Source organism: Streptomyces malachitofuscus (assembly GCF_055571035.1).
The window spans coordinates 65,394-82,603 of the sequence record NZ_JBVIGA010000008.1 but is presented as its reverse complement, the minus strand read 5'-3'; the positions used below and the strand labels follow the sequence as shown (position 1 = coordinate 82,603).

General features: G+C 72.1%; 12 protein-coding genes. 11 read left to right on the top strand and 1 reads right to left on the bottom strand.

All coding sequences use genetic code 11. From position 1 onward, the window contains the following. Positions 1-19: 19 nt before the first annotated feature. The 5 genes from ACZ44S_RS13880 (at position 20) to ACZ44S_RS13860 (ending at position 8,190) form a co-directional block, all read left to right on the top strand. Positions 20-2,212 (top strand): 1,4-beta-glucanase, encoded by a 2,193-nt coding sequence (locus tag ACZ44S_RS13880; protein WP_466928237.1) that lies wholly within the window; start codon positions 20-22, stop codon positions 2,210-2,212. Next, entirely contained in the window at positions 2,209-4,179 is a 1,971-nt protein-coding gene (locus tag ACZ44S_RS13875; RefSeq protein ID WP_466928234.1) for a beta-galactosidase, read from the top strand. The genes ACZ44S_RS13880 and ACZ44S_RS13875 overlap by 4 nt, the downstream gene beginning before the upstream one ends. Then, positions 4,176-6,389, top strand: a complete 2,214-nt coding sequence (locus ACZ44S_RS13870) for a glycosyl hydrolase family 95 catalytic domain-containing protein (protein WP_466928230.1) — start codon at positions 4,176-4,178, stop codon at positions 6,387-6,389. Before ACZ44S_RS13875 ends, ACZ44S_RS13870 begins: the two co-directional genes overlap by 4 nt. Before the next feature lie 34 nt (positions 6,390-6,423). Beyond that, positions 6,424-7,137: a glycoside hydrolase family 12 protein gene (locus ACZ44S_RS13865; RefSeq protein WP_466928227.1), complete on the top strand. Its 714-nt coding sequence runs from the start codon at positions 6,424-6,426 to the stop codon at positions 7,135-7,137. A gap of 210 nt (positions 7,138-7,347) precedes the next feature. Next, on the top strand, positions 7,348-8,190 hold the full coding sequence (locus ACZ44S_RS13860; RefSeq protein WP_466928224.1) for a dioxygenase family protein: 843 nt from the start codon (positions 7,348-7,350) through the stop codon (positions 8,188-8,190). Between the two features lie 28 nt (positions 8,191-8,218). On the opposite strand, the gene ACZ44S_RS13855 is transcribed toward ACZ44S_RS13860, so the two are convergent. Further along, positions 8,219-9,235 carry a LacI family DNA-binding transcriptional regulator gene (locus tag ACZ44S_RS13855; RefSeq protein WP_466928221.1) on the bottom strand — a complete coding sequence of 339 codons (1,017 nt, stop codon included), beginning with the start codon at positions 9,233-9,235 and terminating at the stop codon, positions 8,219-8,221. A 353-nt stretch (positions 9,236-9,588) separates the two neighbouring features. On the opposite strand from ACZ44S_RS13855, the gene ACZ44S_RS13850 reads away from it, so the two are divergent. The 6 genes from ACZ44S_RS13850 to ACZ44S_RS13825 all read left to right on the top strand — a co-directional run bounded on the left by ACZ44S_RS13850 (position 9,589) and on the right by ACZ44S_RS13825 (position 17,133). Next, positions 9,589-11,529, top strand: a complete 1,941-nt coding sequence (locus tag ACZ44S_RS13850) for an acyl-CoA dehydrogenase family protein (RefSeq protein ID WP_466928218.1) — start codon at positions 9,589-9,591, stop codon at positions 11,527-11,529. A 118-nt stretch (positions 11,530-11,647) separates the two neighbouring features. Continuing rightward, on the top strand, positions 11,648-12,910 hold the full coding sequence (dxr, locus tag ACZ44S_RS13845; protein ID WP_466928216.1) for a 1-deoxy-D-xylulose-5-phosphate reductoisomerase: 1,263 nt from the start codon (positions 11,648-11,650) through the stop codon (positions 12,908-12,910). Positions 12,911-12,918: 8 nt separating this feature from the next. Further along, on the top strand, positions 12,919-14,211 hold the full coding sequence (locus ACZ44S_RS13840; protein WP_466928533.1) for a M50 family metallopeptidase: 1,293 nt from the start codon (positions 12,919-12,921) through the stop codon (positions 14,209-14,211). 185 nt (positions 14,212-14,396) lie between these two features. Then, positions 14,397-15,554 carry a flavodoxin-dependent (E)-4-hydroxy-3-methylbut-2-enyl-diphosphate synthase gene (gene ispG, locus ACZ44S_RS13835; RefSeq protein ID WP_190165482.1) on the top strand — a complete coding sequence of 386 codons (1,158 nt, stop codon included), beginning with the start codon at positions 14,397-14,399 and terminating at the stop codon, positions 15,552-15,554. Between the two features lie 136 nt (positions 15,555-15,690). After that, positions 15,691-16,539, top strand: coding sequence for a GNAT family N-acetyltransferase (locus ACZ44S_RS13830; RefSeq protein WP_466928213.1), 849 nt, complete (start codon positions 15,691-15,693; stop codon positions 16,537-16,539). Positions 16,540-16,566: 27 nt separating this feature from the next. After that, positions 16,567-17,133, top strand: a complete 567-nt coding sequence (locus ACZ44S_RS13825) for a GNAT family N-acetyltransferase (RefSeq protein WP_466928210.1) — start codon at positions 16,567-16,569, stop codon at positions 17,131-17,133. Positions 17,134-17,210 lie beyond the last annotated feature (77 nt).

Below are 17,210 nucleotides of genomic sequence, written 5' to 3'. Positions count from 1 at the left end.
CTTGCGAACGAGGTACTTCATGTACGCGTCCTCCTTCAGCCGGCGCGCCGTTCTTGCCGGGACAGCCGCGGTGGCCGCTCTTCCCCTCGTCACCGGCCGGGCGATGGCCGCCGGATCCTCCGCCTACCGCTGGCGCAACGTCGTCATCGGCGGGACCGGGTTCATCACCGGTGTGCTGTTCCACCCGCGGGTGCGGGGGCTCGCCTATGTCCGGACCGACATCGGCGGTGCCTACCGCTGGGACGACCGGCGGGACCGCTGGATCCCGCTCCTCGACCACATCGGGTGGGACGACTGGAACCTGCTCGGCGTCGAGGCGATGGCCGTCGACCCCGCCCATCCGGACCGGCTCTACCTGGCCTGCGGCACCTACGCCCAGGAGTGGGCCGGCAACGGCGCGGTCCTGCGCTCGGACGACCGCGGCGCCACCTGGCGGCGCACCGACCTCACCGTGAAGCTCGGCGCCAACGAGGACGGCCGCGGCACCGGCGAGCGGCTGCTCGTCGACCCGCGGGACAGCGACACCCTGTGGCTGGGCACCCGGCACGACGGGCTGCTCAGGTCGACCGACCGGGGCGCGACCTGGGCCCCCGTGAGCGGCTTCCCGGCCGTCCCGTCCGCCACCGGCCAGGGCGTCACCCTCCTCGTGGCCGCCGGACGCGCCGTCTACGCCGGCTGGGGCGACGGGGGTGGGGCGAACCTGTTCCGCACGTCCGACGGCACCACCTGGGAGGCGGTCCCCGGGCAGCCGTCCGGTACCGCCGCGCGCGTGCCGGTCCGGGCCGCGTACGACCGGCACAGCCGCGAGCTGTACGTGACGTACGCCGACGCGCCCGGCCCCAACGGCCAGTCCGACGGCAGCGTGCACAAGCTGCGCACCGCCGGCGGCGGCTGGACCGAGGTCACGCCCGTGAAGCCGGGCGGGACCACCGGTGAGGGTGCCGCCGACACCTTCGGTTACGGCGGGGTCGCCGTCGACGCCCGCCGTCCCGGCACCGTCGTCGTCTCCACCAACAACCGCTGGGCCGCGGTCGACACGCTGTACCGCTCCACCGACGGCGGACGCAACTGGCGCTCGCTGAAGGACACCGCCGTGCTCGACGTCTCCGAGACGCCGTACCTGAACTGGGGCGAGCGGCAACCCAAGTTCGGCTGGTGGATCCAGGCCCTCGCCGTCGACCCGTACGACGCGCGGTACGTCGTGTACGGCACGGGTGCCACCCTCTACGGCACCCGGGACCTGCGTCACTGGGCCCCGCGGATCCGCGGCCTGGAGGAGGCGTCCGTCACCCAGCTGGTCTCGCCCCCGGCCGGGCGGGCGCACCTGATCAGCGGGTCGCGGGACATCGGCGTGATGTACCACGAGCGGCTCACCTCGTCCCCGGCGCAGGGCATGGCGACGAACCCCGTCCTCGGATCGGCGACGGGACTGGCGCAGGCCGCCCGCAGACCGGCGTACGTCGTCCGGGCGGGCTGGGGTGAGAACGGCAACGGTGCCTACTCCCACGACGGCGGGCGGACCTGGGCGCCCTTCGCTGCCCAGCCCTCCCTCGCGAAGGACGCACCCGGGCCGATCGCCGCCAACGCCGACGGCACCGTGCTGCTGTGGTCCTTCGTGCACTGGGACGGCACCCGGTACCCGGCCCACCGCTCGGCGGACGGCGGCGTCACCTGGTCCGAGATCCCGTCCTTCCCCAAGGGCGCCACACCGGTCGCCGACCCGGCCGACCCGGCGCTGTTCTACGCGTACGACACCGACACGGGCACGCTGCTCGCCAGCACCGACGGCGGCCGCTCCTTCACCGCACGGGCGACCGGGCTGCCCGCCGGCGACAGCCAGTTCAAGCTGGTCGCGGCGCCGGACCGCACCGGCGACCTGTGGCTGAGCACCAAGTGGAACGGGCTGTACCGCTCCACCGACGGCGGTGCGGTGTTCACCAAGGTGGGCAGCTGCTGGGCCTCCTACACCCTCGGCTTCGGCAAGGCCGCCGACGGCGCCGGCTACCCGGCGCTCTACCAGGTCGGCTCGACCGAGGCGATCACCGCCGTTTACCGCTCCGACGACGAGGCCAGGACCTGGGTGCGCATCAACGACGACGACCATCAGTGGGGCTGGACCGGAGAGACCATCACCGGCGACCCGCGTGTGTACGGCCGGGTCTACCTCGCCACCAACGGACGCGGCATCCAGTACGGGGAGCCCGTCCGATGACGAGCCTGAGCGACGCCACCCGCGGCCGCATCCTCTACGGCGGCGACTACAACCCGGAGCAATGGCCCGAGGAGACGTGGCACGAGGACGTCCGTCTGATGAAGGAAGCCGGCGTCAACTCCGTCACCCTCGGCGTCTTCTCCTGGTCCAGACTCGAACCCCGCCCGGACGAGCGCGACTTCGGCTGGCTGGACCGGCTGATGGACCTGATGCACGACCACGGCATCGGAGTCGTCCTCGCCACCCCCACCGCCTCCCCGCCGCCCTGGATGGGCCATCTGTACCCGGACACCCTGCCCCGCGACGAGGACGGCCGGACCGAGTGGTGGGGCGGACGCCAGCACTTCTCGCACTCCAGCGCCACCTACCGCCGCCGCGCCGCCGCCATCACCGAGGACCTGGCCGCCCGCTACGGCGCCCACCCGGCCCTCACCCTGTGGCACATCAACAACGAGTACTGCACCTACGACTTCGGCGACGAGGCAGCCGCCCGCTTCCGCGGCTGGCTGCGCCACCGCTACGGCACTCTCGACGCCCTCAACACCGCCTGGGGCACCGCCTTCTGGAGCCAGGGCTACGGCGACTGGGCCGAGGTGCTGCCGCCCCGGCACGCGCACTACCTGAAGAACCCCACGCAGGTGCTGGACTTCAAACGCTTCACGTCCGACATGCTCCTGGAGTGCTACACCGCCGAACGCGACATCGTCCGCCGGCACACCCCCCACCTCCCGGTCACCACCAATTTCATGCCGCTGTGGGCCGGCCAGGACGCCTGGCGCTGGGCCGAGGAGGAGGACGTCGTCTCCGTCGACCTCTACCCCGACCCGCGCGACCCGTTCGGCGCCCAGAGCGGCGCCCTGGTCCAGGACATGACCCGCTCCCAGGCCCGCGGCCCCTGGATGCTCATGGAACAGGCGGCCGGACCGGTCAACTGGCGCGGCGTGAACCACCCCAAGCCGCGCGGACTCAACCGTCTGTGGTCCCTCCAGGCCGTCGCGCGCGGCGCGGACGCCGTCTGCTACTTCCAGTGGCGCCAGTCCCGGCAGGGCGCCGAGAAGTTCCACTCCGGGATGGTCGGCCACGCGGGCGCGCAGGGCCGCACGTACCAGGAGGTCAAGCAGCTCGGCGCGGACCTGGCCCGTATCGCCCCGCACGCCGCGGGTGCCCCGCTGCGCGCGGACGTCGCCGTGCTGCACGACTGGCACTCCTGGTGGGCGGGCGACCAGGAGGGCCGGCCGTCCCGCGCGGTCGACTACCCGCAGGTCCTGGGCGCCTGGCACCGGGCCCTGTGGCAGTCCCGCCTGACCACCGACTTCGCCCACCCCGAACACGACCTGTCCGGCTACCGGCTGGTCGTCGTCCCGCAGCTCTACCTCCTCACGGACACGGCCGTCGACAACCTCCTGGCGTATGTGCGCGGCGGCGGCACCCTCGTCTGCGGCTTCCTGACCGGTGTCGCCGACGAGGACGACCGGGTGCGGCCCGGTGGCATGGACGCCCGGCTGCGGGAGCTCTTCGGCATCCGCACCCTGCACGAGTGGTGGCCGCTGGAACCGGGGGAGACCGCCGACTGCGAGGGCGGCCTGCGCGGCACCCTGTGGTCCGAGGAGCTGGAGCCCGACGGCACCGCCGACGAGACCGTCCCGTACCAGGGCGGGGAACTCGACGGACTGCCCGCCGTGCTGCGCAAGGACCGCGCCTGGTACGTCTCCACGCTCCCCGAGCCGGAGGCGCTGCGTGCGCTGCTGGCCCGCGTCGCCGCGGGGGCGGGGGCCCGGCCAGTCCTCGACGGACTTCCGGACGGCGTCGAGGCGGTCCGGCGCGGAGAGCTGCTCTTCCTGCTCAACCACGGCCGGGAGCCGGTCACCGTCGAGGTCCCGGGCATCCGCCACGACCTGCTGACGGAGACGACCGTGACCGGCCGGGTCACCCTCGGCCGCTACGGCGTGGCGGTGCTGAAACCATGAGCGCCACCCCCGTCCACGGGACCTGGGAGCCGCGGCCGGCCGCCCGCTGGGAGGACGCCTTCCTCAGCGGCAACGGCCACCACGGCGCCCTCGTGTTCGGCGACCCGGACGACGACCGGACCGTCGTCACGCATCACACCCTGGTCCGTCCGGCGGAGGGCGAGGAGAACCGCCTGCCTCCCGCGCTGGCCGACCGGCTCCCCTCGCTGCGCGTCCGTATGCTCACGGGCGACCTCACCGCCGCCGAGGACTTCACCGACGGCCGCCCGCTCCAGTGGGTGCGGCCCTTCCACCCGGCCTTCCAGGTCCGCCTGCGCCGCCCCGGCGGCACGGGGGAGGAGCGGGGATACCGCCGTACCGTCGACTTCGCCACCGGCGTCGCCCGGGCGACCCGCGCCGGCTGGACCAGCCGTGTCTTCGTCTCCCGCGCCGACGACGTGATCGTCCAGTGTGTCACCGGCCCGCGGCTCACCCTGGACGTCGTCCTCGACCACCGGCTGCCCGGCGCCCCCGCCCGCCTCGGCGTCGGTCACGGGGCCGTCCTCACCCCCGAGGGCGCGCTGCTCAGCCTGCGTGCCCGCTACCCGGGCACCGACCACGCCTGCACCGGCGTCACCCTGGTCGCCGTAACCGGCGGCACGACCGCCCTCGCGCCGCCGGGCGTGCACATCGAGGGTGCGCGGTCGGTGCTGCTGCTCACCCGGGTGCGGCGACACGCCGGGGAAGGGGAAACGGACGTGGCCGCCGAGGGCCGCGCCCTGCGCGGTCTGCTCGACGAGGGCCGGTCCGGGTACGACGACCTGCTCGCCCGTCACCTTCCCCTCCACCGCACGGCCTACGAACGCGTCACCCTCGATCTCTCGGGCGACCCCGGCGAACGTGCCCTGCCCGGCTCCGAGCTGCTCCGCCGTCCGCGCGCCGCCGCGCTCCTCGAACGGCTCTTCGCCGCCGGCCGCTACCACCTGCTGTCGTCCAGCGGCCTGTTCCCGCCCCGGCTCACCGGACTGTGGACCGGTGACTGGGACACCGCCTGGTCCGGCGCCTTCACCCACGACGCCAACCTCAACCTCCAGACCGCCTCCGCGGCCTGCGCGGCCCTCCCGGAGGTGACCGAGGCGCTGGCCTCCCTGGTCCAGCGTCAGTTGCCCGACTGGCGGGACAACGCCCGAGCGGTCTTCGGCGCCCGGGGCGTCGTCGCGCCGGCCCACAGCGACGGCGAGTCGGGGCACGCGTACCACTTCAGCCGCGAGTACCCCCTCCACCTGTGGACGGCGGGCGCGGACTGGCTGCTCAAGCCGCTCGTCGACCACGACGAGACACGGGGCGCACACGACCCTCGCACCGCCGCCGCGCTCGCCGAAGTCGCCCTCTTCTACGAGGACTTCCTCACCTGGAGCGACCCCGGCGGTCCGCTTGTCGTCGTTCCCTCCTACTCGCCCGAGAACCGGCCGGCCAACGCGAGCTGGGGGGCCGTCAACGCGGCCATGGACCTCTCCGCGGCCCGCCACGCCCTGCTCACCGCGGCCGCATACCACCCCGAGCACGCCGACCGCTGGCGCGACCTCGCCCACCGGCTCCCGCCCCACCGGATCAACGCCGACGGAGCGCTCGCCGAATGGGCCTGGCCCGGCCTGGACGACACCTACGACCACCGCCACCTCAGCCACCTCTACGGCGTCTGGCCGCTGGACGAGATCACCCCCTACGACACCCCGGAGCTGGCGGCTGCCGCCCACCGCGCACTCGAACTGCGCGGCTCCGAGAACGACTCCGCCCACGGCCACCTGCACCACGCGCTCGTCGCGGCCCGCCTCCGGGACGGCGAGCGGGTCGCGCACGCGCTCGCGCGGGTCCTCGACGGCGACTTCTTCCACGCCTCGCTGATGAGCGCGCACTACCCGCGCCGCGACGTCTACAACGCCGACGCCGCCCACACCCTGCCCGCCGTACTGATCGAGGCGCTCGTGCAGTCCACCCCCGACCGGCTGGTGCTGCTGCCCGCCCCGCTCCCGGCGTACCCGAGCGGCGAACTGCGCGGGATCCGCACCCGGTTCGGTGCCTCGCTCGATCTCACCTGGACCCCGGACGGCGCCACCGCAGTCCTGCGGCCGGCCCGCACCCACACCATCACCCTGTGGACTTCCGCCGGCGCCGAGCCGCTCGACCTGGTCGCCGGAGAAGACCGCGTCCTCACGTCGAAGACGCGGTGACCCCGCACCTCCCCCCACCCATGGAAGGAACACCATGGCAACCCGCACCCTGCGCAGGACACTCAAGGTCCTGCTCGCCCCCGCCCTCGCGCTCGGCGTGACGGCCGGCCCGGCCTCCGCGCCCGCGCACGCCGCCGTGTGGAACTCCTGCGACCAGTGGGGCAACACCACCCTGAACGGCTACACCCTCTACAACAACATCTGGGGCTCCGGCGCCGGCGCGCAGTGCGTCTGGGCCAACTCCGGCACCAACTGGGGCGTGTGGGCCGACCACCCCGACACCGGCGGCATCAAGTCCTACCCGAACGCCAAGAAGGTGATCAACAAGCCGATCACCGGCCTCCGTTCGCTCTCCAGCAGCTACGACGTCACCGTCCCGTCCTCCGGCGCGTACAACACCTCGTACGACATCTGGGACACGGACTACGACTACGAGATCATGCTCTGGGTCAACCACCACGGCGCGGTGGGCCCGCTCGGTTCCCCCCAGGGCACGGTCGGTCTCGGCGGTCACACCTGGAACGTCTTCAAGGGCAGCAACGGACACAACGAGGTCTTCTCGTTCCTGCGCACCTCGGACTCCTACTCCGGCACCGTGAACATCCTCCCGATCCTCAGGTGGATCAAGGACACCAAGGGCTGGATGGGCGACGAGACCATCGGCGACGTGCAGTTCGGCTTCGAGATCACCTCGTCGTCCGGCGGACTGGACTTCCGCACCGACAACCTGACGGTGTCGGGCGGCTGACCCCGGCCCGGCCCTCCCGCCCCCGGTTCCATAACGCGGTACAGGGGCCGGGGCGGGAGTTCCGGCGCGGTGACCGGCGCGATTACGTTGTCGGCGATCACAGGGGAGCGCGTCCGCGGGACACCGTTCGTCCGCCCCGCCTCCGCGGGCGCGCTCCGGGTCAGGCACGTCCCGTCCTTCCGCCCCCACCGAGGAGACCGAGGAACCGCCATGACGCCATCCGCTCCCGACGAAACCGGTACCGGCGCCGACCGCCGGATCAGCCGCAAGAGCCTGCTCAGGGCGGCGGTCGCCGCCGGCGCCGCCGTCCCGCTGCTCGCCACGGGCACCGTGGCACTGGCCAGGGACGCCGACACCCAGGGCCGGGACCTCACGCCGACACCGTTCTGCGACGACGGCGACGACCCCACGCCCGACCAGATGGAGGGCCCCTACTTCAAGCCGAACTCCCCCCTGCGCACCGACCTCGTGACACCCGGCACCCCCGGCACCCCGCTCACCGTCGGCGGCTACGTCTTCGGCCGGAACTGCGTGCCGCTCTCCGGAGTCCTGCTGGACTTCTGGCAGGCCGACGCCGCCGGCGCCTACGACATGGCCGGATACACCGTGCGGGGCCACCAGTTCACCGACGCCTCCGGCGCCTTCACCCTGCGCACGATCGTGCCCGGCCTCTATCCGGGCCGCACCCGGCACCTCCACGTCAAGGCACAGGCACCCGGCGAGCCCGTGCTCACCACCCAGCTGTACTTCCCCGGCGAGCCGCGCAACGGCACGGACGCCCTCTTCGACCCGGCCCTGCTGATGAACGTCCGCGCGGCGGGCGGCGGCAGACAGGGCACCTTCGACTTCGTCCTCGACGTCGACGGCGACCCCACCGATCCGCCGACCGACCCGCCCACCGACCCGCCGGGCGGCACCTGGGCACCCGGCCGGCCGTACGCGACGGGCGACCGGGTGACCCACATCGGCGCCGGCTACCGCTGTCTGCAGTCCCACACCTCGATGGCGGGCTGGGAGCCCCCGGACGTTCCCGCGCTCTGGCGCCGCGCGTAGGAATCCGCCGGCCCGGCCGGGACGAGGCCTAAGGTTCCCGGACCGGTGCCGGGCCCGAGCTCGCCCGGACGGTCAGTTCGGGCGCGAGCAGGACGACCTCGTCGCCGCCCCGCCCGTCGAACTTGTCGACGAGCTGCTCCACGGCGCGCCGGCCCATCTCCTGCGCGGGGACGGCGACGGACGTCAGCCGCACCGAGGCCTGCACGGCGACCTGTTCCGGGCAGACGGCGACCACCGAGACGTCCTCGGGCACGGCCCGGCCCTGCTGCCGCAGCAGGGCGAGCAGCGGTTCGACCGCCGACTCGTTCTGCACGACGAAGCCCGTGGTCCCGGGCCGCTCGTCGAGGATCCGGGCGAGCGTCACGGCCATCGCGTCGTACCCGCCCTCGCACGGACGGTGCAGCAGGCGGAGTCCCAGCTCCCGTGCGCGGGTACGCAGTCCGTCCAGGGTGCGCTCGGCGAAGCCGGTGTGCCGTTCGTAGACCGCCGGGGCCTCGCCGATCACGGCGACGTCCCGGTGCCCCCGCTCGGCCAGGTGCTCCACACACAGCGCACCGGTGGCCCTGAAGTCGAGGTCGACGCAGGTCAGGCCGGTGGTGTCGGCGGGCAGACCGATCAGCACCGCCGGCTGGTCGGTCTGCCGCAGCAGCGGCAGCCGCTCGTCGTCGAGTTCGACGTCCATGAGGATCATGCCGTCGGCCAGTCCGCTGCCCGCGACACGGCGCACCGCGTCCGGGCCCTCCTCGCCGGTGAGCAGCAGCACGTCGTACCCGTGGGTCCGGGCCGTGGTGGCCACCGCGATGGCGATCTCCATCATCACCGGCACATACATGTCCGTACGCAGCGGGATCATCAGCGCGATGATGTTGGACCTGCTGCTGGCCAGGGCGCGGGCCCCGGCGTTGGGGTGGTAGCCGAGCTCGCGGATGCTCCGCTCCACCCGCTGCCGGGTGCCGGCGGAGATGGACCGCTTGCCGCTGAGGACATAACTCACCGTGCTCGCCGAGACTCCGGCGTGCTGGGCGACCTCGGCGAGGGTGACCATCCACGTTCTCCAAGCCTTTTGAAGCGCTTCGACAACGCGCCTCGAACGTACGTGAGCGAGTGGGGGAGGTTTGACAGTATCCCCACAGACGAAAGGTGTCCATAGGCTGTCGAAGCGCTTCGACAGCCTCCTTCCGGCGCGCGCGGGAAGGACCCGTGCCGCAGGAATTGTCCCTCAACGGCGGATGATGCCGAACCCGGGGCCGCGGCGCCGCGCGAGCCGGCGCCGCGCCCGGCGTATCGTCCGAACGGCCGCACAAAGGGTGGTGGGGCCGCTACGAATCGGGTAGATACGAACGGGTAGCACCCGTCAGTAACGAATGACTCCCACCTATTCGCGGCGAGGTGAGCCTCATGTCCGCAGTACCCGAGTCTCCGTCCCGGCCCACGGTCACCGAACGGGAGGCCCGTCAGGTCGCGGAGGCCGCCCGGGAGCAGGACTGGCGCAAGCCCAGCTTCGCCAAGGAACTGTTCCTCGGCCGCTTCCGGCTCGACCTGATCCACCCCCATCCCCTCCCCGCGGACGAGGACGTCCAGCGCGGTGAGGAGTTCCTCGCCAAGCTCCGCGACTTCTGCGAGACGAAGATCGACGGAGCCACGATCGAACGCGAGGCGCGCATCCCCGACGAGGTGATCACCGGGCTCAAGGAACTCGGCGCCCTCGGCATGAAGATCGACACCAAGTACGGCGGCCTCGGCCTCACCCAGGTCTACTACAACAAGGCCCTCGCCCTGGTCGGCTCCGCCAACCCCGCCATCGGTGCGCTGCTCTCCGCCCACCAGTCCATCGGCGTCCCGCAGCCGCTGAAGATCTTCGGCACCCGGGAGCAGAAGGAGACGTTCCTCCCGCGCTGCGCCCGCACCGACATCTCCGCCTTCCTGCTCACCGAGCCCGACGTGGGCTCCGACCCCGCCCGGCTGGCCACCACCGCGGTGCCCGAGGGCGACGACTACATCCTCGACGGCGTGAAGCTGTGGACCACCAACGGTGTGGTCGCCGACCTGCTCGTGGTCATGGCCCGGGTCCCGAAGTCCGAGGGCCACCGGGGCGGCATCACCGCGTTCGTCGTGGAGGCCTCCTCCGAGGGCGTCACCGTCGAGAACCGCAACGCCTTCATGGGCCTGCGCGGCCTCGAGAACGGTGTCACCCGCTTCCACCGGGTCCGCGTGCCGGCCGCCCACCGCATCGGCGAGGAGGGCCAGGGACTCAAGATCGCCCTCACCACGCTCAACACCGGACGGCTGTCGCTGCCCGCCATGTGCGTCGGCTCCGGCAAGTGGTGCCTGAAGATCGCGCGCGAGTGGTCGGCGGCCCGCGAGCAGTGGGGCAGGCCGGTGGCGCTGCACGAGGCCGTCGGCTCCAAGATCGCGTTCATCGCGGCGACCACCTTCGCCCTGGAGGCCGTGGTCGACCTGTCCTCCCAGATGGCCGACGAGGACCGCAACGACATCCGCATCGAGGCCGCCCTCGCCAAGCTGTACGGCTCCGAGATGGCCTGTCTGATGGCCGACGAACTGGTGCAGATCCGCGGCGGACGCGGCTTCGAGACCGCCGACTCGCTCCGCGCGCGCGGCGAACGCGCGGTCCCCGCCGAACAGATCCTGCGCGACCTGCGCATCAACCGGATCTTCGAGGGCTCCACCGAGATCATGCACCTGCTGATCGCGCGCGAGGCCGTCGACGCCCACCTCTCGGTCGCGGGCGACCTGATCGACCCGGAGAAGTCCCTCGGCGACAAGGCGAGGGCGGGCGCCGGCGCGGGCGTGTTCTACGCCAAGTGGCTGCCGAAGCTCGTCGCCGGACCGGGACAGCTTCCCGGCTCCTACAACGAGTTCAAGCACGGCGTCGACCTGTCCCCGCACCTGCGCTACGTCGAACGCACCTCGCGCAAGCTGGCCCGCTCCACCTTCTACGCCATGTCCCGCTGGCAGGGGAAGATGGAGACCAAGCAGGGCTTCCTCGGCCGGATCGTCGACATCGGCGCCGAACTGTTCGCGATGAGCGCCGCCTGCGTCCGCGCCGAACTGCTGCGCGGACGCGGCGATCACGGCCGTGAGGCCTACCAGCTCGCCGACGCCTTCTGCCGCCAGGCCCGCATCCGCGTCGAGGAGCTCTTCGGCCGGCTGTGGACCAACACCGACGACCTCGACCGCAAGGTCGTCAAGGGCGTGCTCTCCGGCACCTACGCATGGCTCGAGCAGGGTGTCATCGACCCCTCGGACGACGGCCCGTGGATCGCCGACGCCACCCCGGGACCGTCGCAGCGGGAGAACGTGCACCGCCCGATCCGCTGACCCGCCGGGACGCGGGGGCGCGGCCGGTCCCGGTCACGCCCCCGCGCACACAAGAACACGCGTCCCGGCCGCCGGGGTGGGGCCCCGGCGCCGGGCGCGACCCGACACAATGGGGTCCATGACCGACGCTCCAGCCCCGCTCGCCGACCCGCACCTGGTGTACGACCCCCTGGTGGGAGACGGCCCGAAGGACGTGGTGATCCTCGGCTCCACCGGGTCGATCGGCACCCAGGCCATCGACCTCGTACTGCGCAACCCCGACCGCTTCCGGGTCACCGCCCTGTCCGCCAACGGCGGCCGGGTCGCCCTCCTCGCCGAGCAGGCCCGCCGGCTGCGGGTGCGCACGGTCGCCGTCGCCCGGGAGGACGTCGTACCGGCGCTGCGCGAGGCGCTGTCCGCACAGTACGGCGCGGGGGAGCCGCTGCCCGACATCCTGGCCGGGCCCGACGCGGCCACTCAGGCCGCCGCCTCCGACTGCCACACCGTCCTCAACGGCATCACCGGCTCCATCGGGCTCGCCCCGACCCTCGCCGCCCTGGAGGCGGGCCGCACCCTCGCACTCGCCAACAAGGAGTCGCTCATCGTCGGCGGCCCGCTGGTCAAGGCCCTGGCCAAGCCCGGCCAGATCATCCCGGTCGACTCCGAGCACGCCGCCCTCTTCCAGGCGCTGGCCGCCGGCACCCGCGCCGATGTGCTCAGGCTCGTCGTCACCGCCTCCGGCGGCCCCTTCCGCGGCCGCACCAAGGAGCAGCTGGCCGACGTCACCGTCGAGGACGCCCTCGCCCACCCCACCTGGGCCATGGGCCCGGTCATCACGATCAACTCCGCGACCCTCGTCAACAAGGGCCTGGAGGTCATCGAGGCACACCTGCTGTACGACATTCCCTTCGACCGCATTGAGGTCGTCGTGCACCCGCAGTCGTATGTCCACTCGATGGTTGAGTTCACGGACGGATCGACACTGGCCCAGGCGACGCCCCCCGACATGCGGGGCCCCATCGCCATCGGCCTCGGCTGGCCCGAAAGGGTCCCCGACGCCGCCCCGGTCTTCGACTGGAGCAAGGCGTCCACCTGGGAGTTCTTCCCCCTCGACAACGAGGCCTTCCCCTCGGTGAACCTCGCCCGGCACGTCGGCGAGCTCGCGGGAACCGCCCCGGCGGTGTTCAATGCCGCGAACGAGGAGTGCGTCGAGGCCTTCCGCGCCGGCGCACTGCCGTTCAACGGGATCATGGAGACGGTCACCCGGGTGGTCGAGGAACACGGCACCCCGGCGACGGGAACCTCACTGACCGTGCCGGACGTCCTCGAAGCGGAGACCTGGGCCCGCAGGAGAGCCCGGGAACTGACAGTCCGGACGGCGAGCGCGGAGGCGCGTGCATGACGACCCTGATGTTCATCCTCGGCATAGTCGTCTTCGCGGCCGGCCTGCTGTTCTCGATCGCCTGGCACGAGCTGGGACACCTGTCCACCGCCAAGATGTTCGGCATCCGCGTGCCGCAGTACATGGTCGGCTTCGGCCCGACCCTCTGGTCGCGGAACCGCGGCGAGACCGAGTACGGCGTCAAGGCGATCCCGTTCGGCGGCTACATCCGCATGATCGGCATGTTCCCGCCCGGCCCCGACGGCCGGCTCGAGGCCCGCTCCACCTCGCCCTGGCGCGGCATGATCGAGGACGCCCGCTCCGCCGCCTTCGAGGAGCTCAGGCCCGGCGACGAGAAGCGGCTGTTCTACACGCGCAAGCCGTGGAAACGGGTCGTCGTGATGTTCGCGGGCCCGTTCATGAACCTGATCCTCGCGGTCGTGCTGTTCCTCATCGTGCTGATGGGCTTCGGCATCCAGCAGCAGACCACCACCGTCGGCTCGGTCTCGCAGTGCGTGATCTCCCAGACCGAGAACCGCGACGAGTGCAAGGCGTCCGACCCCCGGTCCCCGGCCGCCGCCGCCGGAATGAAGGCCGAGGACCGGATCGTCGCCTTCGCCGGCGTCCGCACCGACGACTGGGGCACCCTCTCCGACCTCATCCGCGACAGCGCGGGCAAGAGCGTGCCGATCGTCGTCGAGCGCGACGGCCAGGAGGTCACCCTCCAGGCGAAGATCGCCACCAACATGGTCGCCAAGAAGGACGGCAACGGCGCCTACGTCGAGGGCGAGTACGTCAAGGCCGGCTTCCTCGGCTTCAGCGCGGCCACCGGCGTCGTCAAACAGGACTTCGGCGACTCCGTGACCTGGATGACCGACCGGGTCGGCGACGCCGTCGACTCCCTCGCCGCCCTGCCCTCCAAGGTCCCCGCCCTGTGGGACGCCGCCTTCGGCGACGGCCCGCGAGAACCCGACTCCCCGATGGGCGTCGTCGGCGCGGCCCGGGTCGGTGGTGAGATCGCCACCCTCGACATCCCGGCCTCGCAGCAGCTCGCCATGTTCGTGATGCTGCTCGCCGGCTTCAACCTCTCCCTGTTCCTGTTCAACATGCTGCCGCTGCTGCCGCTCGACGGCGGACACATCGCGGGCGCGCTGTGGGAGTCGCTGCGCCGCAACCTCGCCAGAGTGCTGCGCAGGCCCGACCCCGGCCCGTTCGACGTGGCGAAACTGATGCCGGTGGCCTACGTGGTGGCCGGGATCTTCGTCTGCTTCACCCTGCTCGTCCTGATCGCGGACGTGGTGAACCCGGTACGGATCTCCTAGAGGTTCCCGCCTCGACACCCGCCGTACACGACGGCCCGGAACCCTTTCGTTCCGGGCCGTCGTCCTTTGGGTGGGTTTACCGACGCGATGTGCTCGGGCCTTGGCCATTGCCGTAATCTCGGAGCCCGGAGCCCGCTGCTCACGGGGAGCCGGACCTTGATCCACGACTTGGGGTTGCACAGCAGATGACTGCGATTTCTCTCGGCATGCCGTCCGTTCCGACCAGGCTCGCCGAACGCCGGAAGAGCCGGCAGATCCAGGTCGGGTCGGTGGCCGTCGGCGGCGACGCCCCCGTCTCCGTGCAGTCGATGACGACCACGCGCACCTCCGACATCGGTGCGACCCTCCAGCAGATCGCCGAGCTCACCGCGTCCGGCTGCCAGATCGTCCGCGTGGCCTGCCCCACCCAGGACGACGCCGACGCCCTCCCCGTGATCGCGAAGAAGTCGCAGATCCCGGTCATCGCCGACATCCACTTCCAGCCCAAGTACGTCTTCGCCGCGATCGAGGCGGGCTGCGCGGCGGTCCGCGTGAACCCGGGCAACATCAAGAAGTTCGACGACCAGGTCAAGGAGATCGCCAAGGCGGCCAAGGACCACGGCACCCCGATCCGCATCGGCGTGAACGCCGGCTCGCTGGACCGGCGCCTGCTCCAGAAGTACGGCAAGGCGACCCCCGAGGCACTGGCGGAGTCCGCGCTGTGGGAGGCGTCCCTCTTCGAGGAGCACGACTTCCGGGACATCAAGATCTCCGTCAAGCACAACGACCCCGTCGTCATGGTCGAGGCGTACCGCCAGCTCGCCGCCCAGTGCGACTACCCGCTCCACCTCGGCGTCACCGAGGCCGGCCCCGCCTTCCAGGGCACCATCAAGTCGGCCGTCGCCTTCGGCGCGCTGCTCTCCCAGGGCATCGGCGACACCATCCGCGTCTCCCTGTCCGCCCCGCCGGTCGAGGAGATCAAGGTCGGCATCCAGATCCTGGAGTCGCTGAACCTGCGCCAGCGCGGCCTGGAGATCGTCTCCTGCCCCTCCTGCGGCCGCGCCCAGGTCGACGTGTACAAGCTCGCCGAGGAGGTCACCGCCGGCCTCACCGGCATGGACGTCCCGCTGCGCGTCGCCGTCATGGGCTGCGTGGTCAACGGCCCCGGCGAGGCCCGCGAGGCCGACCTCGGCGTCGCCTCCGGCAACGGCAAGGGCCAGATCTTCGTGAAGGGCGAGGTCATCAAGACCGTCCCCGAGTCGAAGATCGTGGAGACGCTGATCGAGGAGGCGATGAAGATCGCCGAGCAGATGGAGAAGGACGGCGTGACGTCGGGCGAGCCCGAGGTCTCGGTCGCCGGCTGACGGAACGCCCCGGGCACCGGACGGGACGACCCGGCCCGCCCGGTGCCGGACCGGGGCCGGACCGGGGCGGCATCGCCGGGCCTCCGCAGGTACAGTGCGGAAATCAGGCAAACCCCTTTGTGTGAGGCCCCCGCATTTGTTGACGCAGACCACTTCCCGGGTCCTCGAACCGAGCGACCTGGACGCCGCGCTCGCCGTACTCGACCGCGAGCCGGTCGCGAACGCCTTCGTGGCGGCACGGGTCCGGATCGCCGGCCTCGATCCGTGGCGGCTCGGCGGCGAGATGTGGGGCTGGTACGAAGGCGGCGTCCTGACGTCCCTGTGCTACGCCGGAGCCAACCTGGTGCCCATCTGCGCCACCTCCCGGGCCGTGCGCGCCTTCGCCGACCGCGCCCGCCGGGCCGGCCGCCGCTGCTCCTCCATCGTCGGCCCCGCCGGTCCCACCTCCGAGCTGTGGCGGCTGCTCGAACCCCAGTGGGGCCCGGCCCGCGAGGTCCGCGCCCACCAGCCGCTGATGGTCACCGACCGCATGCCCGACAGCATCGCCCCGGACCCGTACGTGCGCCGCGTCCGCAAGGACGAACTCGAGACGATCATGCCGGCGTGCGTGGCGATGTTCACCGAGGAGGTCGGCGTCTCCCCGCTGGCCGGCGACGGGGGACTGCTCTACCAGGCCCGGGTCGCCGAGCTCGTCGGCGCCGGCCGCTCCTTCGCCCGCTTCGACGACGACGGCAGGGTCGTCTTCAAGGCCGAGATCGGCGCCGCGACCGACCGCGCCTGCCAGATCCAGGGCGTCTGGGTCGCCCCCGAACACCGGGGCAGGGGTGTCGCCGCCCCCGGCATGGCGGCGGTCCTGCGCTACGCCCTGGCGGACGTCGCCCCCGTGGTCAGCCTCTACGTCAACGACTTCAACCTCCCCGCCCGCAGGACGTACGAGAGGGTCGGCTTCCAGGAGGTCGGGGCGTTCATGAGCGTGCTGTTCTGACCGGCACCGCCCTGTAGTCTCCCCGGCATGCTGCGCTTTCCCGGTCACGGCCGCTCCCAGCCCGACGACATCGTGATCGGCCCCCTCGACCTCCCCGGCCACGTCGACGAGGCGCTGGCCGTGCAGGCGGTGGCGTTCGGCCTCGGCCCCGACGAGGTGGCGGTGCGCCGGCAGATCGTGCTGCGCCACATGACCTTCCCCGGCGCCCGCGCCTTCGGGGCCACCACCCGGGGCCGCCTGGTCGGCTTCGTCTACGGCATGCCCAACGACCGCGCCCACTGGTGGTCCACCGTCGTCGAGCCCTATCTGCGCGCCCGGGGCCACGACGACTGGCTCGACGACTCCTTCGTCATCACCGAGCTGCACGTCCACCCCCGGCACCAGAAGCTCGGCATCGGCCGCGCCCTGATCACCACGATCACCGACGGCGCCGAACAGCCCCGCTCGATCCTCTCCGCGATCGACACGGAGAGCCCCGCCCGCCGTCTGTACCGCTCGCTCGGCTACCAGGACCTCGCCCGCCAGGTCCACTTCCCCAGCGCCCCCAAGCCGTACGCCGTCATGGGCGCCCCGCTGCCCCTCCTCCGCCGATAAGGACAATGGATTTCCGCCGTCCCCTCCCGCCCGGCTAACCTCCTGTCATCACCCAGACGCAGCAGGAGTACGAGAAC

Bases quoted from the DNA above. Each gene is read 5' to 3' on its own strand.
- ACZ44S_RS13865 (WP_466928227.1), top strand. From the start codon at position 6,424: ATGGCAACCCGCACCCTGCGCAGGACACTCAAGGTCCTGCTCGCCCCC.
- ACZ44S_RS13875 (WP_466928234.1), top strand. From the start codon at position 2,209: ATGACGAGCCTGAGCGACGCCACCCGCGGCCGCATCCTCTACGGCGGC.
- ACZ44S_RS13870 (WP_466928230.1), top strand. From the start codon at position 4,176: ATGAGCGCCACCCCCGTCCACGGGACCTGGGAGCCGCGGCCGGCCGCC.
- ispG (WP_190165482.1), top strand. From the start codon at position 14,397: ATGACTGCGATTTCTCTCGGCATGCCGTCCGTTCCGACCAGGCTCGCC.
- ACZ44S_RS13880 (WP_466928237.1), top strand. From the start codon at position 20: ATGTACGCGTCCTCCTTCAGCCGGCGCGCCGTTCTTGCCGGGACAGCC.
- ACZ44S_RS13825 (WP_466928210.1), top strand. From the start codon at position 16,567: ATGCTGCGCTTTCCCGGTCACGGCCGCTCCCAGCCCGACGACATCGTG.
- ACZ44S_RS13840 (WP_466928533.1), top strand. From the start codon at position 12,919: ATGTTCATCCTCGGCATAGTCGTCTTCGCGGCCGGCCTGCTGTTCTCG.
- ACZ44S_RS13855 (WP_466928221.1), bottom strand. From the start codon at position 9,235: ATGGTCACCCTCGCCGAGGTCGCCCAGCACGCCGGAGTCTCGGCGAGC.
- ACZ44S_RS13860 (WP_466928224.1), top strand. From the start codon at position 7,348: ATGACGCCATCCGCTCCCGACGAAACCGGTACCGGCGCCGACCGCCGG.
- dxr (WP_466928216.1), top strand. From the start codon at position 11,648: ATGACCGACGCTCCAGCCCCGCTCGCCGACCCGCACCTGGTGTACGAC.
- ACZ44S_RS13850 (WP_466928218.1), top strand. From the start codon at position 9,589: ATGTCCGCAGTACCCGAGTCTCCGTCCCGGCCCACGGTCACCGAACGG.